Origin of the sequence: Phytobacter sp. MRY16-398 (assembly GCF_003925915.1) — a bacterium.
Classification (GTDB): Bacteria; Pseudomonadota; Gammaproteobacteria; order Enterobacterales; family Enterobacteriaceae; genus Phytobacter; species Phytobacter diazotrophicus.
On the sequence record NZ_AP018756.1, the window covers coordinates 967,929 to 992,292 of the forward strand.

Sequence of the window (24,364 nt, forward strand, 5' to 3'; positions counted from 1 at the left end):
AAGGATACGTTATGAAAAAAGGTTTTATCATGTTCACCCTGCTGGCGGCGGCGCTGACCAGTACCGCGCATGCGGACGATGCCGCTATCAAGCAATCGCTGGCAAAATTGGGTGTACAGAGTTCCGATATTCAGCCTGCGCCAGTTGCCGGAATGAAAACCGTGCTGACCAATAGCGGCGTGCTGTATGTCACCGATGACGGCAAACACATCATTCAGGGGCCGATGTACGACGTCAGCGGCGCCCAGCCGGTGAATGTCACCAACCAGTTGTTGACAGCGCATCTCAACGCACTGGAAAAAGAGATGATTGTCTATAAAGCGCCGCAGGAAAAGCATGTGATCACCGTCTTCACGGACATCACCTGCGGTTACTGCCACAAACTGCATGAAGAGATGGCAGACTACAACGCGCTGGGTATCACCGTGCGTTATCTGGCTTTCCCGCGTCAGGGGCTGCAGAGTCAGGCCGAGCAGGATATGAAAGCTATCTGGTGTGCGAAAGACCGCAACAAAGCCTTAGATGATGCGATGAGCGGTAAGGGTGTTAAGCCAGCCAGTTGCGATCTTGATATCGCCGATCACTATGCGCTCGGCGTGCAGTTTGGCGTGAACGGTACGCCAGCCGTTGTGTTAAACGATGGCTACCTTGTGCCGGGATATCAGGGGCCGAAAGAGATGAAAGCCTTCCTCGACGAACATCAAAAACAGACTGGCGGTAAGTAATTCACGTGAAAGCCGAAATTCGACTTCGCCGCCGCGAGGCAAACGACGCGGCGGATTTACCTGCCGATCTTCCCCCACTTCTGCGTCGCCTTTATGCCAGCCGCGGTGTTTGTAGCGCGGCGGATCTGGAGCGCGGGGTGAAAGGCATGCTGCCCTGGCAGCGGCTGCATGGCATCGATAAAGCGGTAGAGATCCTCTATAACGCCTTGCGCGAGGGGTTGCGTATTGTGGTTGTCGGTGATTTTGATGCCGACGGCGCAACCAGTACCGCACTGAGTGTGCTGGCCTTACGTGCGCTGGGCGGCACTAATATCGCCTACCTGGTGCCGAACCGTTTTGAAGACGGCTACGGGTTAAGTCCGGAAGTGGTGGATCAGGCACACGCACGCGGCGCGCAACTGATCCTGACCGTGGATAACGGTATTTCGTCACATGCCGGGGTTGAACGGGCACATGCGCTCGGCATTCCGGTGGTGGTCACCGACCACCATCTTCCCGGCGAAACAGTGCCCAATGCCGAAGCCATCATCAACCCGAACCTGCGCGAATGCGATTTTCCGTCGAAGTCACTGGCGGGGGTGGGTGTGGCCTTCTATCTGATGCTGGCACTGCGAACTTTTTTACGCGACAAAGGCTGGTTTGATGAGCGCGGGCTGGCTATCCCTAATCTGGCGGAACTGCTTGATTTAGTGGCCTTAGGTACCGTTGCCGATGTCGTGCCGCTGGATGCCAACAACCGCATTCTGACCTGGCAGGGCTTAAGCCGCATTCGTGCCGGAAAGTGCCGTCCTGGCATCAAAGCGCTCCTGGAAGTCGCCAACCGCGACGCACAAAAACTGGCGGCCAGCGATTTAGGTTTTGCGCTTGGCCCACGTCTGAATGCCGCAGGTCGTCTGGACGATATGTCCGTTGGCGTGGCGCTATTGCTCAGTGACAACCTTGGCGAAGCTCGGGTGCTGGCCAGCGAACTTGATGCGCTAAACCAGACGCGCAAAGAGATTGAGCAGGGCATGCAGGCAGAGGCGTTGACGCTGTGCGAGAAGCTGGAACGTAGCCGCGATACCCTGCCGGGTGGTCTTGCTATGTATCATCCCGAATGGCACCAGGGGGTAGTGGGGATTCTGGCGTCGCGTATTAAAGAGCGTTTCCACCGCCCGGTTATCGCGTTTGCGCCTGCCGGGGATGGCACTTTAAAAGGCTCAGGACGCTCAATCCAGGGCCTTCACATGCGCGATGCGCTGGAGCGTCTGGATACACTCTACCCAGGGCTGATGCTCAAATTCGGCGGCCATGCCATGGCGGCGGGGCTGTCGCTTGAGGAGGCTCGCTTCGAGGAGTTCCAGCGCTACTTTGGCGAGCTGGTCACCGAGTGGCTGGATCCGGCACTGTTGCAAGGTGAAATCGTTTCTGATGGCCTGTTAAAACCTGATGAAATGACCCTCGATACAGCCGAAATGTTGCGCGATGCCGGCCCCTGGGGGCAGATGTTCCCGGAACCGCTGTTTGATGGCGAATTTCGTCTTCTGCAACAACGGCTGGTGGGGGAGCGCCATCTGAAAGTGATGGTTGAACCGGTCGGCGGCGGCCCGCTGCTCGACGGTATCGCTTTTAATGTCGACACCACCTGCTGGCCTGATAACGGCGTGCGCGTCGTCAATATCGCTTATAAACTGGATGTGAATGAGTTTCGCGGCAATCGCAGCGTGCAATTAATCATTGATCACCTGTGGCCAATTTAACGCCAGTATTCTCTACTAATAAGGGCTGAAATCCGGTAAAATTCCGCCCTTATGACCGCATTTTGACAAGTCCATCTAAAGAAATCAGACCATGTTTGAAATTAACCCGGTAAAAAATCGCATTCAGGACCTCACGGAGCGCTCCGACGTTCTTAGGGGGTATCTTTGACTATGACGCCAAGAAAGAGCGTCTGGAAGAAGTAAACGCCGAGCTGGAACAGCCGGATGTCTGGAACGAACCTGATCGCGCACAGGCGCTGGGTAAAGAACGTTCCTCCCTCGAAGCCATTGTTGAAACGCTCGACCAAATGAGTCAGGGGCTGGAAGATGTTTCCGGTCTGCTGGAGCTGGCTGTCGAAGCCGATGACGAAGAGACCTTCAACGAAGCTGTCGCTGAACTCGATACGCTGGAAGAGAAGCTGGCACAGCTTGAATTCCGCCGTATGTTCTCTGGTGAATACGACAACGCCGATTGCTACCTGGATATTCAGGCTGGTTCCGGCGGCACCGAGGCGCAGGACTGGGCGAGCATGCTGGAGCGTATGTATCTGCGCTGGGCAGAAGCGCGCGGCTTTAAGACCGAAATCATCGAAGAATCCGAAGGTGAAGTGGCGGGTATCAAATCCGTTACCATCAAGATTTCCGGCGATTACGCCTATGGCTGGCTGCGTACTGAAACCGGCGTGCACCGCCTGGTGCGTAAGAGCCCGTTCGATTCCGGTGGCCGTCGCCACACCTCATTCAGCTCTGCGTTCGTGTACCCGGAAGTGGATGACGATATTGATATCGAAATCAACCCGGCGGATCTGCGTATCGACGTTTATCGCGCATCCGGCGCGGGTGGTCAGCACGTTAACCGTACGGAATCTGCGGTACGTATTACCCACATTCCGACCAACACGGTAACTCAGTGCCAGAACGACCGTTCACAGCACAAGAACAAAGACCAGGCCATGAAGCAGATGAAAGCGAAGCTTTATGAACTGGAAATGCAGAAGAAGAACGCTGAGAAACAGGCGATGGAAGACAACAAGTCCGACATCGGTTGGGGTAGCCAGATCCGTTCGTATGTCCTTGATGATTCTCGCATCAAAGACCTGCGCACCGGAGTTGAAACCCGTAACACGCAGGCGGTGCTGGATGGCAGCCTGGATCAATTTATCGAAGCAAGTTTGAAAGCAGGGTTATGAGGAACCAACATGTCTGAACAACAAGCACAGGGCGCTGACGCGGCAGTCGATCTTAATAATGAACTGAAAACTCGCCGCGAAAAGCTGGCATTGCTGCGTGAACAAGGCGTGCCGTTCCCGAACGATTTTCGTCGTGACCACACTTCAGACCTTCTGCACGCTGACTTCGATGCAAAAGAAAACGAAGAGCTGGAAGCGCTGAACATTGAAGTTGCTGTCGCTGGCCGTATGATGACCCGCCGCATTATGGGTAAAGCGTCTTTCGTCACCCTGCAGGATGTGGGGGGCCGTATTCAGCTTTATGTTGCCCGTGACGATCTGCCGGAAGGCGTTTACAACGAGCAGTTCAAAAAATGGGACCTGGGCGATATCCTGGGCGCGAAAGGTAAGCTGTTCAAAACCAAGACTGGCGAGCTGTCCATTCACTGTACTGAGCTGCGTCTGTTGACCAAAGCCCTGCGCCCGTTGCCGGACAAATTCCACGGCCTGCAGGATCAGGAAGCCCGCTATCGTCAGCGTTATCTGGATCTGATCTCTAACGAAGATTCCCGCAACACATTTAAAGTGCGTTCCAAAATCATGGCCGGCATTCGCCAGTTCATGGTGAATCGCGACTTTATGGAAGTGGAAACCCCGATGATGCAGGTGATTCCTGGCGGTGCGTCTGCACGTCCATTTATCACCCACCACAATGCGCTGGATCTGGACATGTACCTGCGTATTGCGCCGGAACTGTATCTGAAACGTCTGGTGGTTGGCGGCTTCGATCGCGTGTTCGAAATCAACCGTAACTTCCGTAACGAAGGTATCTCTGTTCGCCACAACCCTGAGTTCACCATGATGGAACTCTACATGGCGTACGCGGATTACAAAGATCTGATCGAACTGACTGAATCCCTGTTCCGCACCCTGGCGCAGGATATTCTGGGTAAAACTGAAGTGCCTTATGGCGATGAAGTGTTCGATTTCGGCAAGCCGTTCGAAAAACTGACCATGCGCGAAGCAATTCAGAAATACCGCCCGGAAACGAACATGGCGGATCTGGATAACTTCGACTCAGCGAAAGCCATCGCAGAAAGCATTGGCATCAAAGTTGAGAAGAGCTGGGGCCTGGGCCGCATCGTGACCGAGATCTTCGAAGAAGTGGCCGAAGCACATCTGATTCAGCCGACCTTCATCACCGAATATCCGGCTGAGGTGTCTCCGCTGGCGCGCCGTAATGACGTGAACCCGGAAATCACTGACCGCTTCGAGTTCTTTATCGGTGGTCGTGAAATCGGTAACGGCTTTAGCGAGCTGAACGATGCTGAAGATCAGGCGCAGCGCTTCCAGGATCAGGTTAACGCCAAAGATGCAGGCGATGACGAAGCGATGTTCTATGACGAAGACTATGTGACCGCGCTGGAACACGGTCTGCCGCCGACTGCGGGTCTGGGCATTGGTATCGACCGTATGGTTATGCTGTTTACCAACAGCCACACCATTCGCGACGTGATCCTGTTCCCGGCGATGCGTCCGGTAAAATAAGTCGCTAAGAAGTCAAAAAGCCCCGGTGTGCAAACACGGGGCTTTTTTATTGCCTGACGCTGGCGGCAAACTCTCTGAGTTGCGCGTTTGCGTTTTCTGCCTCCAGCACCATCCACGGACTAAATGCCCAGGGTGTTGCCACCAGCGAATGGCAGAGGGCATCAAGTTCTACCCACTGATACGCCATGACTTCCTCTGCATTGATATTCAATGGAGTGATGATTTGTGCGGCGAAGACCGGGCAAATTTCGTTTTCGACAATCCCGGATGGATCGGTCTCGCGGTAGCGGAAACCCGGAGCAATAGACGTGATGTCGATAATATCCGCCCCTATTTCATAGCGACAGCGACGAACCATTGCCTGCTCAGGCGTTTCCCCCTCTTGCGGATGCCCGCAAACGGAGTTGGTCCACACGCCCGGCCAGGCTTTTTTGCTCATGGCCCGGCGGGTCACCAGACATTCGCCGCGTGAATTGAAAAGCCAGGAAGAGAAGGCGAGATGTAGCGGAGTGTTATGGTGATGAGCGGTATACTTTTCTTCCATGCCGATGGGTGAGCCGTGCTCATCCAGTAAAATGACATGTTCTTGCATGCTTATGATTTCTCCGGATCGATATAAAACCGTATGACGCGACGCCAGTGTGACTACGGCGCAACTCCGTAGCCGGACCGGTGGCGTCGCGCCAACGGTTAAACATTATACCCGTTCTCAGGCAAACAGTTTGGCCCAGAGGGCGGAAAAGGGCATTACCAGCAAAAGGCCGGGTAGCATATTGGCGACCGGAAACGGTTTTATATTGCAGATACGCAACCCCGTTGCCACCATAATAAGGCCACCCGCACAGGAGAAATCCGCCATCATATCGGGGGTGATCATATGCAGAATGTAAACGGCAATTGTCGCCAGTGCGACCTGCACAATGATCAGTGGAGCGCCAATGGTCATTACCGAAAAACCGAGCATGGTGGCAAAAATCGCAGCGGTGAAAAGATCCAGTACTGTTTTGATATACAGAATAGACGGATCACCGGTCATCCCTTCATGCATCGCTCCAAAGATCCCCGTGCCACTGGCGCAGAAGAGCACCAGAATGGCGACGAATTTTTCCGTAAACTCGTCATGCGTTAGCCCTTGTACCGGTGGGAAAACACGGTTGATCAAACCGCGCGTTGTGCCAGCCGCTTTGCCAATTTGTTTTTCCAGGAAGAAGACCTCCCCAATAACCGCGCCCAATACCATGGCCAGTACGACGGCGGGCATAAATTTCACTTTAATAACCAGATTGATGCCCAGGCCAATTGAGCACAAACCAAAGGTCAGCGGTAGCGCGACTTTGACGCGATCCGGAATACGGCTGCCAACAAGGGAACCGAGCAGGCCGCCGATAACGACAGCCGCGCCATTAACATAAGGTCCAATTAACATAGAAATTCCTGCGAAATTAAGCGCGATAAAGCAATTTTCCTTCGCCCCAGCGCGGGATGTTTTTAACATCGATATCGAACAGATCCAACGCGCGGCTGACACTATGTGTGATGATTTCGTCGGTCGTTTGCGGGCGCTGATAGAGTGCGGGAAGCGGCGGGAAAATAATCCCGCCCATCTCCGTAACAACCTGCATATTGCGAATGTGGCCCAGATTCAGTGGCGTTTCGCGTGCCAACAGTACCAGGCGGCGACGCTCTTTAAGCACCACATCGGCCGCTCGGGTCAGCAGATTATCGGTGAGACAGTGCGCGATGGAGCCCAGGGATCGCATTGAACATGGGGCGACTATCATCCCCAGCGTCTTAAACGACCCGCTGGAAATAGAAGCCCCAAGGTTTCCGATCGGATGCACCACATCCGCCAGCGCCATTACCTCATCCAACTGATAATCCGTTTCCAGTTCGCAGGTTTTTTCCGCCCCTTTTGTCACGACCAGATGGACTTCGAGATCCTGCCCACGTAAAAGCTCCAGCGCTTTCACGCCATACTGAAAACCGGAAGCACCGCTGATGCCGACAATGATGCGTCGTGATATGGTCACCTTCATCCCCTTATTCGAAGTCTGGCAGAAAACGTTTCACATCCACCTCTTTGAACTTCGAACGTTCAAAGTGGCTTTTCAGATGGAACGGTACAGTACAGTCGAAGATCGTTTTGCAGGATGTGCCCTGTTGCAGAATGCTCGGGCTGTATTCCGGGATCTGTGACGGATCGAGCGGGTGGCAGCGAACGCCGGGGATAGTAATCGTATCCACATCGCCCTGGTAGCGGGTTTGCATCGCCCACAGCACGTCGTCACTGTCGAAGATGTCCACGTCTTCATCCACCAGAATCACATGTTTCAGCTCAGGGAACGCAGCGAACGCGAGCAGTGCAGCCTGGCGCTGACGGCCTTCATCCACTGCAACCGCTTTCTTAAATTGCATCACGGCCAGTAGCTTGCCGCCGCCTGCGGAGTGCGCAAACACATTCAGTAATTTGCCCGGCATTGCGCGGCCCACCATATCCAGGATGCTGGCTTCGGTCGGGATGCCCGCCATGTTGACGTGTTCTTCGCCTGGCCCTACGGTAGTGCGCCAGATAGGGTTGTAGCGATGGGTGACGGCTTTCACTTTGATAACCGGCAGGGCGTTTTTGGCTTCGCCGGTATAGCCCGGGAATTCAGGCATCGCTTTACCGGTATTGGTATTCTGGTCTTCGCGAAGACGCACGTTTGGCAGCAGTTCGCCTTCAATGACGATTTCTGCATGGGCGATGGCTTTTTCGTTGATGGTTTTACACTGCACCATATCCACTGCATGGCCACGCAACGCACCCGCAACACTCAGTTCGTCATAGCCCAATGGGGTTGTTGGCGGCTCGAAGCAAGCCGCGATTTCGATGGCCGGGTCGACGCCAATGCTGATAGATATTGGCAGTGGTTGGCCTGCGGCTTCTGCTTTCATGCGGAACGCATCGATATGACGGCCCGGGGTCAACCACATAGATAACTCATCACGGCTCTGTACACACAGGCGGTGAATGGTAATGTCGGATTCTCGGGTTTCCGGATCGGAGGCATAGCACAGCCCCATCGTGATGTACGGGCCTGCATCCTCTTCGGTATTGGTTGGTGCAGGTAATAATTTGCGCAGATCGAAATCAGCGTCGCTGGCGAGATGTACAACCTGCTGGCAGACGGCATCATCCTGGCTCAGTACCGGCGGAATCGGGTTTTGCACGGAGTCTTTCAGCAGGTGGCCAAGTTTTTCCTGCGGGCAGTTGAGAAAGTGGCTGACGCGTTTGCGTGAACCATTGAGACCAATTGCCACACTGATATCGTGAAAGCCTTTAATTTTGTTAAATACCATAACCGGGCCGTTTTTACGCGTCGGGCGCTGGCAGGTACCGCCCGCACCAACGTAGCGATACACGCCGGACAGCTCGGCATGTGGATCTACCTCAGTATCAGTTTCCACATATTCGCCGGGTAAGGTTTTTAATAATTCAAGCGCTGAACGTAAATCGTGAACGTTGCTGGTAGGTTTTTTTTCTCTATTTGACATAGCCTGTTCCATCTCAGGAAAGATAATTAAGGTCTGCACCTACCTTATTTTCCTGATGCTTTTTAAACAAATACCGTTTTCCTGATTCTCTCCATATCAAAAAAGTACTCTTTACACAGATGTTAAATATTTAAGTCAAAAGTGAAATAATTAACGCGCTTTTCCTTTGGTTCGCTAAGTGTGATACTGAGTGCCTGAATGCTGCGGAGTATAATTGTATGGATTTGAAAAGATTGCGTTATTTTTGTCGCGTGGTGGAACAAGGCTCCGTAAGCCAGGCTGCAAAAGTATTGAATATGGCACAACCCCCGCTCAGTAAACGTATACAGGAACTTGAAGAAGAACTTAATGTGTCATTGTTTACACGGCAGGGAAATCGCATTGAACCCACTGATGCAGGTTATTTTCTTTATCGTAAAGCTTGTGAGATATTACGCCAGGTAGAAGATACTGCCCGAGAAACAGTGGCGATTGCTAATAAAGAAAAATTCCAATTAAGAATCGGCTTAACTCATCTTTTTCAATCCTATTTTAAACCTCTGCTTCTCGAGTTATATAAGCGTCATCCGCAGGCTGAAATAAATATCTCTGTTACCGATTCCAGCCATTTAGAGACGATGCTCAATGAGGGGACTATCGATCTGGCGCTGATTCAACGTCCTTATCGTAGCGAAGGGTTCGATTTTGTCTCTTTCGACCCGGTCAGGCTGGTGGCGGTGATCAGTAAAAAATGTCTGCCGCTGGTACCGCAAAGTCCCTTTGATTATCAGGCACTGGAGACATTCCCGCTGGTGCTGTTGCACCGGGCGAAAGATTCCGGCACCTATGAAATGTTGATTGATTTATTCCGCAAAGCCGGGGGTAACCCGAAGGTCATCATGCATATCACCCAGCCGGGAGTCATCCTGGAATGGCTGGAGTCCGGGCTGACGGCGGCAACGTTACTACCCTCCTCGGAGGTGGACGCATCGAAGCTGACAAACTGTCACGTGGTGGATGTTTTTCCCTCGCCGCAGGTCTTTTACCCGGCGCTGGTGAAAATCCCGGCCACGAACTGGCTACCTGAAATCATGGAGATTATTGCTCACGGCTACCCCTTTATCGCCAGTGAGCGGTAAGTGGTTGGCATCCTGGCGTTGCCTGCCTAGAATAAGGGGTCATTCATTTTTACAGAGGATCTGTTTTGCGTGCAGGAAGCCTGACAAGAAACCCATTCCACATTGTCATTTGCCTGGCCGTGGCGTTATTGCTGGCGGGGTGTTCTGGCAGCAAATCGTCTGAGAGCGGCAATGTTTACACGGTAAAACGTGGGGATACGCTATACAAAATTTCGCGCCAGACCGGCACCAGCGTGAATGACCTTGCCCGGCTTAACGGGATTTCCCCGCCGTACACCATTGAGGTCGGTCAACGTCTGAAACTGAATGGCGCGTCGAAATCGTCCTCTGCAAAAGGCGGCGCCCAAACGGCTAAAGTCGTGCCATCATCGGCTGTGCCGCTCTCTTCCTGGCCGCCCGTTGGGCAGCGCTGCTGGCGCTGGCCGACCACTGGCAAGGTGATCAGACCCTATTCCACATCCGAAGGCGGTAACAAGGGGATTGATATCGCAGGCTCTCGCGGGCAGGCGGTTTACGCCGCCGGAGCAGGGAAGGTGGTCTATGCCGGGAACCAATTGCGCGGTTATGGCAACCTGATCATGATTAAGCACAGCGACGAGTACATCACGGCCTATGCGCACAACGACACTATCCTCGTTAATAACGGGCAGAGTGTGAAGATTGGGCAAAAAATTGCCACGATGGGCAGCACTGATGCAGACGGAGTACAGTTGCACTTCCAGATCCGTTATAAGGCAACAGCTATTGATCCGCTGCGTTATCTGCCGCCACAGGGTAGCCCACCTAAGTGTTAAGATTTGCGCTAAGCGATTAATTTATGGTCAGTTAGTCGTTTAGCGTCTTGCCAGTCGGTGTTTAAGGTTTATAATGCCTGTCACACCATAAGGCGGGTGTAGTTCAATGGTAGAACGAGAGCTTCCCAAGCTCTATACGAGGGTTCGATTCCCTTCACCCGCTCCATAAGTTGCAATTACACTTTCAGTTTGCTCAAGCGCAGCTAATCCTTGAATCTCTTTCTGTTTTACTGTCTTCCGCTATCTTGCCTGCTCCGTCTATTTCCCTTTTGATACGCAACCTGACTATGCGGTCGCAAGCGGGCTGGACGCAAATTGAGTTTATTAGTGGAACAGGGAAAACGATTCGCGGCTGGGTTAACAATAAGGAGATTCAGCCACTTACACCCCCCGCTTCCTGACGTGATATTACCCGGCGTTTATTCTGGCAAGTCTGCTGTCGCCGGTGCATGAGAAACATGGTCCGTTGAATGTAGCGTGATGTCGGGCCGTGGAAATAACAGGCAATAAAAAACCGGGGTGCATATACAAACCCCGGTAAAAGGTGGATCGATTATCAGGCTACACGTGCTCCCGATCAGTTTCTTATTGCTTTAAATTGCCTTGTGGTCTCAGTTAATGCTATTTCAGTCGGCAGGCGCTCCATAGAGCTGGCGCCATAGAAGCCGTTACATTCCGGGCAGTTCTCTAAAATGAATTTCGCATCTTCCGGTGTCGCAATAGGGCCGCCGTGACAAAGGACGATAACATCCGGACGCACTGCTTTTGCCGCTTTCGCCCAGTCATTAATTAATGGCACGCAGTCTTTCAGGGTGAGAGCCGTTTCCGCGCCGATATTCCCTCCGGTGGTTAACCCCATATGCGGCACAATAATGTCTGCACCAGCTTCGGTCATCGCAATGGCATCATCGCGGCTAAAGACATAAGGCGTCGTGAACAGGCCTTTTTCATGCGCCAGACGAATCATATCCACTTCTAAAGCGTATCCCATTCCGGTCTCTTCGAGGTTGGCACGGAAATTACCGTCGATCAGCCCCACGGTTGGGAAGTTTTGTACGCCTGCAAAGCCAATCGCTTTAATATCATCCAGAAACTTATCAAACTGGCAGAAGGGATCGGTACCGTTCACACCCGCCAGGACTGGCGTTTTCTTGGTGACCGGCAGCACTTCTTTTGCCATATCCATAACAATTTCATTGGCGTTGCCGTAAGCCAGCAGACCGGCTAATGAACCACGGCCCGCCATGCGATAACGACCAGAGTTATAGATAACAATCAGATCGATGCCCCCGGCCTCTTCGCATTTTGCCGACAAACCTGTGCCCGCTCCGCCGCCGATGATGGGTTCCCCCCGGGCAATCATCTGATGAAATTTTTGCAATAATCCTTCACGCGTATGTTTCATGGCTTTAATTCCGTCTTTAGTGGATTAATTCTTTATGTAAATTTATAAGTAGCTGATTAAATTCGGCAGAATTGATGTGGTGTGGGCTGACGATCAGTTTACGGTGCGGCGTTTCGATAAATGTTGCCTTAAACGCATCGAGAAAAGCCCGATCTGCTTCTGGATCCCAGAAATCCCCGCCAACGTTGTCCAGGGCAGAAAAACCGCCCATGGGGATAGCAAATCTGACTTCTCCCTCACATCGATTTAAACGCTCGGCAATCCATGTCCCCATCTTGCCGTTTTCCTCTGGTGTTGTGCGCATCAATGTTACTTGTGGGTTGTGCTGATAAAGCCGACGACCCCGATAGTGCTCGGGTACCGAAGATCGGGACCCAAAATTAACCATATCAAGTGCCCCGCAAGAGCCGATATACGGGATTTTAGAGCGGGCGATCGCGCCGAAGCGGTCATCACTACAGGCCAGAACGCCGCCAAATAAGAAGTCGCATACTTCGGTGGTGCTGATATCCAGTACGCTGTGTAATAAGTGGCTATCTGCCAGCTTTTCCATTGCCTTACCCCCGCTACCGGTGGCATGGAAAACCAGACAGTCATAATCGTTTTCTAATTTTTGTGTGATTTGCTGTACGCAGGGCGTGGTGACGCCGAACATCGTCAGACCAATGGCGGGTTTATCCGTGACGGCTTCGCTGTCGTCCTGATAGAACACCACCGCACCGGCAATCTGGTTAGCTGCGCTTTTTAATACTTTGCGGGAAATTCGGTTTAAGCCTGAAATATCGGTGACGGAGTTCGTAATGGCGATATCGCTGGCACCGATATAACCGGACACGTCTCCGGATGCCATAGTTGACACCATCAGTTTGGGAACGCCAATTGGCAGGGCCTGCATGGCTGGCGTAATTAACGCGGTATTGCCAGACCCTCCTAAGCCGATTATCCCAAGCACATCTTCACGGCTTTTTAAGAACAGTTCAAAGGCGAGAGACATTGCGGTGATAGCTTTTCCTCTGTCACCACAAAAGACAGCACTTTCTCCCTCAGGGTGAAAGCGGGCCACGGTTGTTGCTGAAATATCCGCACCCCTTGCGGAGCTATCAGCCACTGTCGTCAGGTCAACGATAAGGGCATCGGCGCCTGTTTTTTTTATTAACGACTTAACGTAAAAAGCTTCCGTGCTTTTCGTGTCAAGAGTTGTTACGACGTATATGTAGCCATTGTCTTTGCTCACGTGTTCTCCTTAACTAAACTCACTTTTGTAACGAACGAGTATTTCAGATTCGGAAGAGTGAAATGCATTTGGTGTGACAACGATTGAGACTGCCGTCTCAAAAAATGTAGCAGTGATTGAGACGGTCGTCTCAAAAAAACTAGCATAAATGAGACGGTTGTCTCAAATAATTTTCAGTGTTAAAATTAACCACATGTTTTTAAAGGTAATTAATTTCTTAGCCGATCATGATTTTGCATTTCGCACCGCCTGGATGGGCGAGTGTTGATTTGCTATGTTTGTGTTACAACGGGTGTGGTTGGGAAAGTCATGATGTATGGAGAGGAAGCTTTGGAGCCATCTGTAACACGCAAGAAAACGTATGATTTGCTAATGAATAAGGCGTTATTTTTGTTTGAAAAAGGGGAGATCCCCTCCATTTCAAGACTAGCCACCGAAGCAGGTGTTTCACGGGCGACGGCTTACCGTTACTTCCCCACGCAAAGCGATCTTATTGCCGCTGCCGTTGGTGCGAGCCTGGAAACTATTCGGGAATGGAAACCCAAAAGCGATGATAAAGTCGGTGAGCGTATTGCCGAGTTGTTTGATTTCGCGTTCCCGGAAATGTTTCGCCATGAAGGTGCCTTGCGCGCTGCGCTGCTTGTTTCATTGCAGCAATGGGCGCTTGAGCGTCACTCCCCGGATAAAATGGAAAAAAAGCTGGTCCGTGGTAATCGTAAAGCGACGCTCGCTCGCGTAATGGAACCGGTGAAGGACAAATATTCCCCCGAGATGTATCGCAAAGTTATTGCCGCCTTTTCGTTATTGTACGGTTCGGAAGTCTTTCTGGTGATGAAAGATATCTGGGGCATGGACAATCAACAAGTCATTGATAACGTGCAATGGATGGCTAAAGCTATTATAAATCAAGCCAATAGCGAATCCTCCCATGAGGATCATGCCGGGTAAAACTGGTTTATCTCGCCGCCTGCCTTATAAGTAAGGGAGCAATAGCCCCCTTACTTAACCAAAATAACCCACCGTTAATTGAAACGTATATAAAAATGCAATTCAGCCTCTCTAAAATATCAATTTAAAATAAGCATTATAATTTGCATTAAGGTTTGATTTTATTTTCTTCAGGTCTGGGTGCTTCTATTAATTGATGCTAAGAATGATAAGCAAGCTTAGTTTTTTTAAATGAAAATAATTGTCGTAGATTATAGAAGTGGCGTTTTGTGGTGATAAAATCTGTTTGTGAACTATGCTGAGATCAATGGCTATTTTATTTCAATAGCATAATTTTATTGCGTTTATCTCGATTCTTTCAACATAACGACAGGCCTTCAATATAAATTAAACTCTCTTAAGCTTTATGGGGAATACATTCTATGCGTGAGAATCACCCTGTAACACAGCAAGAACGCATTTTTGATAATGATGCGACGTTAATGTCTACAACAGATCCTGAGAGTTATATTAATTACGCTAATGATGCCTTTATTGAGGTGTCTGGTTTTTCGCTCAGTGAACTTGAGGGGCAACCGCATAATCTGGTTCGTCATCCTGATATGCCGCCGCACGCATTCGCAGATATGTGGTTTACCCTGAAGCAGGGAGAACCATGGAGCGGACTGGTAAAAAACCGCTGCAAAAATGGCGATCATTATTGGGTTCGCGCCAACGCAATCCCGATCATCCGCAAAGGGAATGTGAAGGGATATATGTCGGTACGCACCAGGCCTGATGCCGACGAAGTCGCCAGTGCAGAAACGCTGTATCGTCAGTTTCGTGAGAGCGGGACAAACAGTAAGCGCCTTTTCAAAGGGTTGATCATTCGTAAAGGATTTATGCGCTGGCGCTCGTTGTTTGTCACTATGCCATTACGCTGGCGGCTTCGATCGGCGTTAATGACGACCTTTTTATTGAGTATTCTCGTCGGGATGTTATGTCAGTTAGCGCCTGGACAAATGGGCATGTTTACCGGGGTGATGGCCGTCCTGCTTCTGGCGTTGATGGCATGGCTGGAAATGCAAATTGTGCGCCCCGTCGAGCGTTTGTGTCATCAGGCCCTGCAGGTGGCAACGGGGGAAACGCAGCAGGTTGAACAACCGAAACGCATCGACGAAGTCGGCGTTACTCTGCGGGCCATTGGCCAGCTTGGGCTGATGTTCCGATGGCTGATCAACGATGTCAGTAGTCAGGCCGTGAGCGTGCTGAATGCAGCGGATGCCTTATGTAAAGGAAACGATAGCCTGAGTCGCCAGACGGATCAGGCGGCGGCGAATGTGCAGCAAACAGCCGCGACAATGAACGAACTGGCGGCCACCGTAAAAAGCAATACCCTTACCGCCGCAGAAGCCAGTGCCTTATCGCAGGGGGCGCGTGAAGCGGCGGAGCAGGGCGGCAAAGTGATGAGCGGCATGATAGAAATGATGGGCAACATTGGCTCCAGCTCCGATCAAATCGCCAGTATTACCAGCATCATCGACAGTATCGCCTTCCAGACCAACATCCTCGCACTGAATGCCGCAGTGGAAGCCGCCCGCGCGGGGGAGCAGGGAAAAGGTTTCGCGGTGGTGGCCGGTGAAGTACGTATTCTCGCCCAGCGTAGCGCCAGCGCAGCCAGCGAAATCAAAGCGCTGATAGAGTCCAGCGTGACGCAGGTTCGCTCCGGTAGCCAATTGGCCGATGACGCAGGGAAAGCAATGCAGGAGATTGTCGGTAAGGTTAAACATGTCACCCAGTTGATCGAGCATATCAGTCAGGCGACATCTGAACAGGCGTCGGCAATAAGCCAAATGAGCCTGGCGGTAGAAGAGCTCGATAAACTCACCCACCAAAATGCCGACCGTGTTCAGGAGGGCGCAGAAGCGTCAGATCGGTTGAACAGTCAGGTGACACGCCTCGCGGAAGCCATTTCTGTATTCCGCTAATAACCACAAAGTCGCCCCGTCAGGTGAGGCGGGGCTTTTAAACGCAAGATCAAAACTGGCACTCATCTGTCGAAATTAGCGTAACGAACGGGCCGCTGAGCGTTCTGTTGTGATGATCAGGATTGTGTTGCCGCATTAAACATTTCATACAGCGACGTTATAAAAATTTGCTAGCGCATTAACGGGATAAGTATTAAAGACCCAGGGAAACTCAGAGACGGAGAAGGTCATCTGCCGCAAGGGGCGCTATCCTTCTACGCCACCTTTGCGACAGAGGTCAGGCAAAGACTGCCAGATGTTCCAGCAAAATGGTGCAGCCGATGCCGATCAGCACTACGCCACCCATCACTTCGGCCCATTTACCCATCGCGGCACCCAGAAAACGGCCCAGCAGCATCCCTGTCGTGGCCATAATGGTGGTGGCGAGACCTATCAGCAAGGCGGTGGTGACAATGTTCACCTCCAGAAAAGCCAGCCCTACGCCGACAGCCATTGCGTCCAGGCTGGTGGCGATAGCGGTGGTGACCAGTAACCAAAAGCCGTGCCGTCTGGGCGCATTTACCGGTTCCTGCCCGTCTTTTTTTATCCCCTCAACTACCATACGGACGCCGAGCAGCATCAGCAGAGCAAAGGCAATCCAGTGATCCCAGCGCAGAACATACTGGCTGGCGGCCAGGCCAATCCCCCAGCCAATCACCGGAGTGATGGCTTCGACCACGCCAAAGATGATGCCAGTGCGCAGCGCTTCTCTCAGCGGCGGGCGATAAAGTGCCGCCCCTTTACCGATGGATGCCGCGAAGGCATCCATAGACATCCCAAATGCCAGAATGAGGAGTGCGTAGAAACTCATGTGCGTACCTTTCAATACCCGTCTGTGTCGAAACGGGTCAAATGCATCAAATATCAGAGAGTGTCATGCTGCCATGTAAATATCATAAATGCAAAAAACATCTTATAAATCAATAATATATAGTATTGGCTATGTTTTATTGCACTGGCTATGTTTGGTTTTATCGTTGCAGAATGAAGGCGTTGCGCTGGGCTGACGTGACGTAAGCTTGTGATGTCGTGCCGCTGCGTTTATGTGGATGTATTCGGGATGTGAATGTTCCTTTCTTGCCTCCCGGCAAAAAACGTTGAACAATGCATGCAAGGTGATGGCGTTCCACCTTACCCAACCGCTTCCCAGCGAAGCTGATGACGCCTGGTATGACTCTTTTAATGGAGGCATGTCGGGCGCTTATCTTTTTCCCTCCTGCATGCCTCGGACACTTTTATTGTTGTTGAGGAAAACATGCTGAAATCTCTCATTGCCGTCATTGTCGGTGGTTCGGCTGGCTGCGTGATCCGCTGGCTGCTCTCAGTGCGCCTGAATGCGCTCTTTCCGAATCTACCGCCTGGCACGTTGCTGGTGAACCTGACTGGCGGGTTTATTATTGGCGGGGCGCTGGCGTTCTTTACGCGACAGCCACATCTGGATCCGACCTGGCGATTACTGATTACCACCGGGCTGTGCGGGGGAATGACCACGTTTTCAACGTTTTCAGTGGAAATTTTTTCCCAGCTACAGATGGGCAATTATCTGTGGGCCATCACGTCGGTGATGGTGCATGTGTTTGGCTCATTGTTGATGACCGCACTGGGCTTCTTTGTCATCAACATGCTGTAAAAAAGCCCGCAGGTTTACGCCTGCGGGCCTTGTATGAATCACTATGGATTAACGCACCATGCAAGGACGTTTGTTGTCGAACGTCCAGCCGGGGATAAGGTACTGCATCCCCATTGCATCGTCGCGCGCGCCCAGACCGTGTTTCTGATACAGCTCGTGCGCCTTCATCACCTGATCCACATCCAGCTCCACGCCCAGACCCGGCGTTGTCGGCACCTGCACCATCCCGCCTTTAATCTCAAACGGCTCTCGGGTCAGACGCTGGTTGCCTTCCTGCCAGATCCAGTGGGTGTCGATGGCGGTGATTTTACCCGGCGCCGCGGCCGCCACGTGGGTGAACATCGCCAGCGAGATGTCGAAGTGGTTGTTGGAGTGGGAGCCCCAGGTCAGGCCAAACTCGTGGCACATCTGCGCCACACGCACGGAGCCCTGCATGGTCCAGAAGTGCGGGTCCGCCAGCGGGATATCCACCGACTGCAGCGACAGCGTGTGCCCCATCTGACGCCAGTCGGTGGCAATCATGTTGGTGGCGGTCGGCAGGCCGGTGGCACGGCGGAACTCCGCCATCACTTCACGCCCGGAGAAGCCCTGCTCCGCGCCACACGGGTCTTCCGCATAGGCCAGCGAGCCTTTCAGGTACTTACCGATGCTGATGGCTTCGTTCAGGGACCAGGCGCCGTTCGGGTCGAGGGTGACGCGGGCCTGCGGGAAGCGCTTCGCCAGGGCGACAATGGATTCCGCTTCTTCTTCACCGGCCAGCACGCCGCCTTTCAGTTTGAAGTCATTGAAGCCGTATTTTTCATACGCGGCTTCCGCCAGACGCACCACGGCATCCGGGGTCATCGCCTCGTCATGACGCAGGCGGTACCAGTCGCATTTGTCATCCGGCTGGCTCTGATAGGGCAGCGGCGTCGCCTTACGGTTGCCGACGAAAAACAGGTAGCCGAGCATTTCCACTTCGCTGCGCTGCTGGCCGTCACCAAGCAGGGAGGCGACGTTGACGCCCAGGTGTTTGCCCAGCAGGTCGAGCATCGCGGCTTCAATGGCGGTAACCACGTGGATGGTGGTGCGCAGGTCAAAAGTCTGCAGGCCGCGGCCCGCGGCGTCACGGTCAGCAAAGGCGCTGCGCACCTCATTGAGGACATTTTTGTAGGCGCCGAGGGTTTTGCCGACAATCAGCGGCGTCGCGTCTTCCAGAGTCTGGCGGATTTTTTCGCCGCCGGGGACTTCGCCGACGCCGGTGTTGCCGGCGTTGTCGGTGATGATAACGATGTTACGGGTGAAGAACGGCGCATGCGCACCGCTCAGGTTCATCAGCATGCTGTCATGCCCGGCGACCGGGATCACTTTGACGGATGTTACGACTGGAGTAGAAGACTGGCCTGACATAATTCCTCCTGCGGATAGATGGTAACCGAATACCGACGTCATAAACGGTCATCTGCCATGGATATAAAACGTGGCGCTGAATTGCGTGTTGCCAGGATTCTATGACTTTCATTCCAACAAAAACAGACTGAATGAGTGCTTTATTAATTCAATAATTGAATCAATAAAAATGAAGTAATTCTTTAATTATTAAAGGGTTATGTTATTTTTCAAACTATGTGGCGTCATTAAAATGTGATCATGTGCAGGCAGGAAAATAACTGAAAATGAACGTGGTTGAGGGGATAAAATTTGCCGTAAAACATCGGCAAATTAACCAAATTATAGGTATTTTTATGCGCTTTTTCGCTGTGCTTTTGCCTGTTTTTCTACCCTGGAATAAAGGTGTTTTTCTGTCATTTGCCCAGTTTAGCGCGACGGTATTCACGAAATACAACGCCAAAGTAACATTTGCGTTAAAACAGGCGCTGGTGAGCCCCTCAGGTCATTCACAAATGGTCATAGATGCTTTGGGTTATCTTCTTGATGAAAATCTGAAAGCAGAGCTTTCCCGCCGTGTACATGGCCAAAATAGCAGGGCTTATAAAAGCTGCCATTTTGGAAAACAAATGCGAAAGGAGTCACGAATTTTTCGTTTTGGGAGGCTGGTTGCCCGGAAAGGTATACATGGGGAGCGGTAGTCTACCCGGTAATCCCTTTCACCTCGCGACTGCTACTGGCGAGCCTTATCTATTTCTTAGCGCTGTCCGTCGATTTGATCTTTTCGATAGCAGTAATATTTTCTGACATCGCCTCGTTAAGAACTTCAACCGCCGTGGTGGCATCGCGGTTTTTGATCGACATATAAACTTTGATATGGGCTTCCACACTTTCTAGAGTGATCCCCAGCGCACGGTTAAGCTCTTCAAGATAGTAGTAATAGATATCTTTAATAGAGTTCATCACGTTATAAAACACGCTGTTGTGTGATGCCCTGACAATCGCAAGATGGAACTCGTAGTCCGCTGCCGAGTACTTTTTGTAGTCGCCCTTGTTGATCAGCATATTATTAAGCGCTTCTTCAAGCTGGCGGATGTCGTCATCAGTCGCGTGTGTGACCGCGAGCTCCACGCATTTGAACTCCACGGTCTGACGGAAAATCATCATATCGTGAAACTCTTCGCGGCTGAGGTGCATGATTGGGCGCGGATCGTTACTCAACATTTGCGGGGTGAAATTTTCGCTCACGTAACTGCCACTACCCTGGCGTGTCACCACAATCCCAAGATCGCGAAAGCGCTGAACCGCGCTGCGTACGCTGACCCGGCTGACATTAAATGAAGTGGTCAGCTCCGCTTCTGAAGGCAAACGGCTACCCGGCGCCCAACTGCCATCCAGCAGTTTTGCGCTTATCTGATCATAAATTTCATTTACAACATTCTGTTTTTGAATGGATTTTATGCTCAAGATGGGTGTCCGTTAAGGTGTTGCTGAAGTGATTTATTGTATAACAATTCACTTTTAAGAACAAAGCGCCCGGCCGGGCGCTTCTCACCGTTAATCGAAACGAATGAGTACCTTAGCAGAGACATTTTTGTCTGTGGCGGTAATCAACGCGTCTTCAATTTGTTGGGGGGGAAACTCGGCGCTGATAAGCGGGCGAGGATCGACGCGCCCATCTTCCAGCCAGCGTACCGCGGTGATGAACTCACCGATAAAGCGGAATGAACCGACCCAGTTGAGTTCTTTAACCAGCATCGGCGATACCGGCCAGCTTACCGGGCTGGCCCCCATGCCTACCTGGACAATCGTACCTGCAGGGCGGGTGAAATCGACGGTGGATGCCACGGCGATCGGCGCGCCGGAGGCCTCAAACACGACGTCAAAATAGCCTTTATGCTGCTGATAACGGACAACCTGTTCTTCATCGCGCGGATCCATCACCGCCGTGGCCCCCATCTGGCGGGCCAGCTCCAGGCAGCGCGGGCTGAGATCGGAAGCCACCAGTTCAGATGCTCCGGCACTGCGCGCCGCCGCGAGGATCAGACAACCAATGGGACCTGCGCCAATCACGAGAACGCGTTTGCCGGTTAACTGGCCCGCCTTTTTTACTGCATGAATGGCGACCGCCAGCGGTTCCGAAAAGGCCATCACGTTTGCGGGCACGCGGCTATCGTAAGGAATACATTGCTCCGGTTTTACCACCGCATATTCAGAAAAGCCGCCATTCACGTGCGGATTAAACTGCGCGCTGCCCATAAAACGCATGGAGCCACACAGGTTTTGATGGCCGGAAAGGCACATCTCGCACTGATTGCAGGGGCAGGACGGGTTCACCGCAACCGTCTGACCCACTTTCAATTCGCTGTTTGCGGGCACTTTGCTAATCACGCCGACAAACTCATGGCCAATCACCATCGGATGTTTGAGGACAGACATTCCCGCCCGTCCATGCTGATAGTAGTGAATATCAGAGCCACAGATACCGCCACAGGCGACTTTAACGACTACGTCATGTTCACCGTGTTCGATTTCACGTGATTCAAAGCGTATGTCTTTTTCCGCATGGGCCAGACAGGCGTTACAGGTTATTTTTTCCATTTTGATAATGACCTCATTATTTGTTGGCAGTTGCCGGATTAATGGCATTCTTATCCACGGTGTTGGCATTCTTTTTTTCAGGCAGAATGACTTCAATTTTGCCCACCAGGAAGATGTAGGCTAATAAGCCCAGCCCGGCGACGCCTGCGATATACCACATGGCATACTGGAAGTTTTGCGTGCGCTGGAGAATAACCCCAATAACAATTGGGCTAACAATCCCAGAAAGGTTGCCGCAAATATTTAAAAATCCTCCCATGGTGCCGAGGAAATTACGGGGAATCACATCGCTCCAGACTACCCAACCCAGGTTTGAGAAAGCGTTAGCGAAGAACGCGACCGAAAGAATCACAATTGCAATAACCGGCTGGTTTTCAAAGAAGTTCACCAGACCAATAATCATGGTGACGCACAGGCCAGCCATAACGGGTAATTTCCGTGCCAGTGTTCGGGATTTTCCTTTTTTCAGTAGCATGTCGCTTAACGTACCGCCACAGAGCACACCAAACATCGCCATAATATAGGGCAGCATGGCACCAATACCGGCTTTGGAAATAGAGAGGTGCAGCCCTTTTTCCAGGTAAACAATAAACCAGGTCAGGAAAAAATAGAGCGTAGACGAGCAGGCAAACTGGGTGATGAACAGACCCCAAATCGTTTTTTTACTGAGGAAGAATTTAATGTCTTGCCAGCTAATTTTCTCGCTAACCGCAGACTGGTTGGCTGAGCCATAGCCACCGCCCGCTTTGATGTAATCCAGTTCGGCCTGGTTCACAGCAGTGCTGTGCTGTGGATCGCGATAATATATAAGCCAGTAGATGCCAAACAGAATCCCTGCGCCACCGGACAGATAAAACGACATTTCCCAACCGTAGCTAGCCACAATAAAGGCGAGGGCAGGGGTCAGCAGTGCGAGACCAAGATATTGCGCACTGGAATAAATTGCGGTTGCACGCGCACGCTCATGGTCCGGGAACCAGGTGGCGATGATTTTTGTGTTAGAGGGAAAGGAGGGCGCTTCGGCAACACCAATTAATGCACGGCAGGCCAGAAGCATCGCAAATGAAGCGGTTGCCGTTGCGAATAAATGGTGTGAGGCGAACCCCATCATAAAAGTAAAAATACTCCAAAGAATAATCGCACCTCCATAAAGAATACGAGAACCAATGCGATCAAGGACATAGCCGACCGGGATTTGACTGGCAGCATAGGCCCAGGTAAACATGGAGAAAAGCAATCCCAGTTGTGTTGGCGTCAGACTGAAATCATTCTGGATATTCGAACCAGCAACGGCAAGGTTGGCGCGATCCATATAATTAATTGCAGTCACAATAAACAGCAATGTGAGAATAAAGAGTCGTTGTCTTGAAGCCTTCATAATAATACCTGTGTTATATCGGCATGCATCGGGTGAACACATGCCGTCAATTTTAAAGGCGAGTAGGTAGAGTACGGGCGACTTACAACACTGCGAGCCAGCCACCATCGACGTAAATAATTTGCCCGTTGATATAATCTGATGCTTTGGATGATAAGAAGACGGCGGTGCCGATGAGCTCTTCCGGACGACCCCAACGCTGAGAAGGGTTGCTGCTTTTCACCCAACTGTCGAACTGCTTGTCTTCGATAAGCGCGGTGTTCATGTCGGTAAGGATGTAGCCGGGCCCAATGGCATTGGTCTGGATATTAAACTGCGCCCATTCTGCGGCCATCGAGCAGGTGAGCATTTTGATGCCACCTTTTGCCGCCGTGTACGGGGCAACGGTAGGGCGGGCCGCCTGGCTGGTGAGCGAACCGATATTAATGATTTTACCGCCGCTGTTGCGCGCAATCATCCGTTTTGCTGCTGCGCGGGAGACCAGAAAAGCGCTGGTGAGGTTGGTGTCGATCACCTTTTGCCAGTTTTCCAGTTCCAGTTCGACCATCGGTTTGCGGTACTGAATACCGGCATTATTGATCAGGATATCAACGCTGATCCCTTCTGCATCGAGCTTGCTAAAAGCCGCCTCAATGGCCTGTTCATCGGTGACGTCGAAAGCCACACCGTGTGCGTCGTAGCCTTTGCTTGTCAGCGTATCCACGGATTCGGCAAGCAGCGTGTCGCGAATATCATTGAGGATAACCCGCGCGCCCGCAGCGGCAAGGCCCTCTGCGTAGGCAAAGCCCAGTCCACGCGCAGAGCCCGTTACCAGTGCCGTTTTCCCGGTTAAATCAAATAAAGCGGTCATGTTGTTTCCTCTCTCGTTTAATTTGTATGACGACTATCTTTTTAGAGGTTGAATTTTCACCCTGATAAAATCAACAGTTCACCTATAAATTTGCAACAAGGATCACAAACAGTTCCGTATGACGATCGTTTAAATGATATTAAATAATTGAATTTAAATTATTTATTTGCATTCTACTAAATGCGATTTGATCGCTGTCACAGAATGGAACTCACAATGTTCCTCTGTAAAAGAAGCGTGATATAACAATGCCAAGTTGTAGGACAACTTACAAATATGCGTCATGTCATCCACAACGGTATGACATGCGGTAAATT

The 24,364-nt window shown here is 51.6% G+C and carries 22 protein-coding genes, 1 tRNA gene and 1 riboswitch; of the genes, 11 read left to right on the forward strand and 12 right to left on the reverse strand.

The window, feature by feature from the left end; translation table 11 throughout:
• Positions 1–11 precede the first annotated feature (11 nt).
• From dsbC to lysS, 4 genes are all read left to right on the forward strand, one after another.
• The gene (gene dsbC, locus MRY16398_RS04675) at positions 12–725 is read left to right on the forward strand and encodes a bifunctional protein-disulfide isomerase/oxidoreductase DsbC (protein ID WP_039077969.1); all 714 of its coding nucleotides are present in this window, start codon (positions 12–14) and stop codon (positions 723–725) included.
• Between the two features lie 5 nt (positions 726–730).
• On the forward strand, positions 731–2,464 hold the full coding sequence (gene recJ / locus MRY16398_RS04680) for a single-stranded-DNA-specific exonuclease RecJ (protein ID WP_125123908.1): 1,734 nt from the start codon (positions 731–733) through the stop codon (positions 2,462–2,464).
• Between the two features lie 91 nt (positions 2,465–2,555).
• Positions 2,556–3,654 (forward strand): peptide chain release factor 2 gene (gene prfB / locus MRY16398_RS04685; protein ID WP_103245268.1). Its coding sequence is split into 2 segments (ribosomal slippage): positions 2,556–2,630 and positions 2,632–3,654, totalling 1,098 coding nucleotides; the frame shifts between segments, so codons are not numbered across the junction.
• 9 nt (positions 3,655–3,663) lie between these two features.
• Positions 3,664–5,181 (forward strand): lysine--tRNA ligase, encoded by a 1,518-nt coding sequence (lysS, locus tag MRY16398_RS04690; protein WP_039077966.1) that lies wholly within the window; start codon positions 3,664–3,666, stop codon positions 5,179–5,181.
• 46 nt (positions 5,182–5,227) lie between these two features.
• Here the strand turns inward: lysS and idi are convergent, their stop codons facing one another.
• The 4 genes from idi to MRY16398_RS04710 all read right to left on the reverse strand — a co-directional run bounded on the left by idi (position 5,228) and on the right by MRY16398_RS04710 (position 8,715).
• Positions 5,228–5,773 carry an isopentenyl-diphosphate Delta-isomerase gene (gene idi, locus MRY16398_RS04695; RefSeq protein WP_039077965.1) on the reverse strand — a complete coding sequence of 182 codons (546 nt, stop codon included), beginning with the start codon at positions 5,771–5,773 and terminating at the stop codon, positions 5,228–5,230.
• 117 nt (positions 5,774–5,890) lie between these two features.
• A complete protein-coding gene (locus tag MRY16398_RS04700) occupies positions 5,891–6,607 on the reverse strand; it encodes a DUF554 domain-containing protein (protein ID WP_071196011.1) in 717 nt (238 codons plus the stop codon).
• Between the two features lie 16 nt (positions 6,608–6,623).
• Complete coding sequence (locus MRY16398_RS04705) at positions 6,624–7,205, reverse strand: UbiX family flavin prenyltransferase (RefSeq protein ID WP_071196031.1); 582 nt, start codon at positions 7,203–7,205, stop codon at positions 6,624–6,626.
• A 16-nt stretch (positions 7,206–7,221) separates the two neighbouring features.
• Positions 7,222–8,715, reverse strand: a complete 1,494-nt coding sequence (locus MRY16398_RS04710; protein ID WP_071196032.1) for a UbiD family decarboxylase — start codon at positions 8,713–8,715, stop codon at positions 7,222–7,224.
• A gap of 218 nt (positions 8,716–8,933) precedes the next feature.
• Between MRY16398_RS04710 and MRY16398_RS04715 the strand changes: the two genes are divergently transcribed.
• The 3 genes from MRY16398_RS04715 to MRY16398_RS04725 all read left to right on the forward strand — a co-directional run bounded on the left by MRY16398_RS04715 (position 8,934) and on the right by MRY16398_RS04725 (position 10,793).
• A complete protein-coding gene (locus MRY16398_RS04715; RefSeq protein ID WP_103245270.1) occupies positions 8,934–9,833 on the forward strand; it encodes a LysR family transcriptional regulator in 900 nt (299 codons plus the stop codon).
• Positions 9,834–9,898: 65 nt separating this feature from the next.
• Positions 9,899–10,627 carry an amidase activator ActS gene (gene actS / locus MRY16398_RS04720; RefSeq protein WP_125123909.1) on the forward strand — a complete coding sequence of 243 codons (729 nt, stop codon included), beginning with the start codon at positions 9,899–9,901 and terminating at the stop codon, positions 10,625–10,627.
• Between the two features lie 92 nt (positions 10,628–10,719).
• A tRNA-Gly gene (locus MRY16398_RS04725) sits at positions 10,720–10,793 on the forward strand.
• Positions 10,794–11,204: 411 nt separating this feature from the next.
• Here the strand turns inward: MRY16398_RS04725 and MRY16398_RS04730 are convergent.
• The gene (locus tag MRY16398_RS04730; RefSeq protein ID WP_039077962.1) at positions 11,205–12,032 is read right to left on the reverse strand and encodes a phosphoenolpyruvate hydrolase family protein; all 828 of its coding nucleotides are present in this window, start codon (positions 12,030–12,032) and stop codon (positions 11,205–11,207) included.
• A 16-nt stretch (positions 12,033–12,048) separates the two neighbouring features.
• The gene (locus MRY16398_RS04735) at positions 12,049–13,266 is read right to left on the reverse strand and encodes a Tm-1-like ATP-binding domain-containing protein (protein ID WP_125123910.1); all 1,218 of its coding nucleotides are present in this window, start codon (positions 13,264–13,266) and stop codon (positions 12,049–12,051) included.
• Between the two features lie 309 nt (positions 13,267–13,575).
• Between MRY16398_RS04735 and MRY16398_RS04740 the strand changes: the two genes are divergently transcribed.
• Together MRY16398_RS04740 and MRY16398_RS04745 are read left to right on the forward strand one after the other, a co-directional pair.
• A complete protein-coding gene (locus MRY16398_RS04740) occupies positions 13,576–14,214 on the forward strand; it encodes a TetR/AcrR family transcriptional regulator (protein WP_052249207.1) in 639 nt (212 codons plus the stop codon).
• 422 nt (positions 14,215–14,636) lie between these two features.
• Positions 14,637–16,181, forward strand: coding sequence for a methyl-accepting chemotaxis protein (locus tag MRY16398_RS04745; protein WP_039077960.1), 1,545 nt, complete (start codon positions 14,637–14,639; stop codon positions 16,179–16,181).
• A gap of 277 nt (positions 16,182–16,458) precedes the next feature.
• Here MRY16398_RS04745 and mntP read toward each other — a convergent pair whose 3' ends face one another.
• Positions 16,459–17,031 carry a manganese efflux pump MntP gene (mntP, locus tag MRY16398_RS04750; RefSeq protein ID WP_107223431.1) on the reverse strand — a complete coding sequence of 191 codons (573 nt, stop codon included), beginning with the start codon at positions 17,029–17,031 and terminating at the stop codon, positions 16,459–16,461.
• 294 nt (positions 17,032–17,325) lie between these two features.
• Positions 17,326–17,395: riboswitch (Fluoride riboswitch) on the forward strand.
• An 80-nt stretch (positions 17,396–17,475) separates the two neighbouring features.
• Here mntP and crcB point away from each other — a divergent pair.
• Positions 17,476–17,850, forward strand: a complete 375-nt coding sequence (crcB, locus tag MRY16398_RS04755; protein WP_079497191.1) for a fluoride efflux transporter CrcB — start codon at positions 17,476–17,478, stop codon at positions 17,848–17,850.
• Between the two features lie 48 nt (positions 17,851–17,898).
• Here crcB and gudD read toward each other — a convergent pair whose 3' ends face one another.
• Positions 17,899–19,239, reverse strand: coding sequence for a glucarate dehydratase (gene gudD / locus MRY16398_RS04760; protein ID WP_125123911.1), 1,341 nt, complete (start codon positions 19,237–19,239; stop codon positions 17,899–17,901).
• 266 nt (positions 19,240–19,505) lie between these two features.
• Here gudD and MRY16398_RS04765 point away from each other — a divergent pair, with 266 nt between their 5' ends.
• Positions 19,506–19,919 carry a hypothetical protein gene (locus tag MRY16398_RS04765; protein WP_125123912.1) on the forward strand — a complete coding sequence of 138 codons (414 nt, stop codon included), beginning with the start codon at positions 19,506–19,508 and terminating at the stop codon, positions 19,917–19,919.
• A gap of 49 nt (positions 19,920–19,968) precedes the next feature.
• Here the strand turns inward: MRY16398_RS04765 and MRY16398_RS04770 are convergent, their stop codons facing one another.
• From MRY16398_RS04770 to MRY16398_RS04785, 4 genes are all read right to left on the reverse strand, one after another.
• The gene (locus MRY16398_RS04770; protein WP_039077150.1) at positions 19,969–20,685 is read right to left on the reverse strand and encodes a FadR/GntR family transcriptional regulator; all 717 of its coding nucleotides are present in this window, start codon (positions 20,683–20,685) and stop codon (positions 19,969–19,971) included.
• Between the two features lie 90 nt (positions 20,686–20,775).
• On the reverse strand, positions 20,776–21,867 hold the full coding sequence (gene idnD, locus MRY16398_RS04775; RefSeq protein ID WP_125123913.1) for an L-idonate 5-dehydrogenase: 1,092 nt from the start codon (positions 21,865–21,867) through the stop codon (positions 20,776–20,778).
• On the reverse strand, positions 21,836–23,197 hold the full coding sequence (locus MRY16398_RS04780; RefSeq protein WP_039077149.1) for an MFS transporter: 1,362 nt from the start codon (positions 23,195–23,197) through the stop codon (positions 21,836–21,838). The genes idnD and MRY16398_RS04780 overlap by 32 nt, the downstream gene beginning before the upstream one ends.
• An 82-nt stretch (positions 23,198–23,279) precedes the next feature.
• A complete protein-coding gene (locus MRY16398_RS04785; RefSeq protein ID WP_039077148.1) occupies positions 23,280–24,047 on the reverse strand; it encodes an SDR family oxidoreductase in 768 nt (255 codons plus the stop codon).
• Positions 24,048–24,364 lie beyond the last annotated feature (317 nt).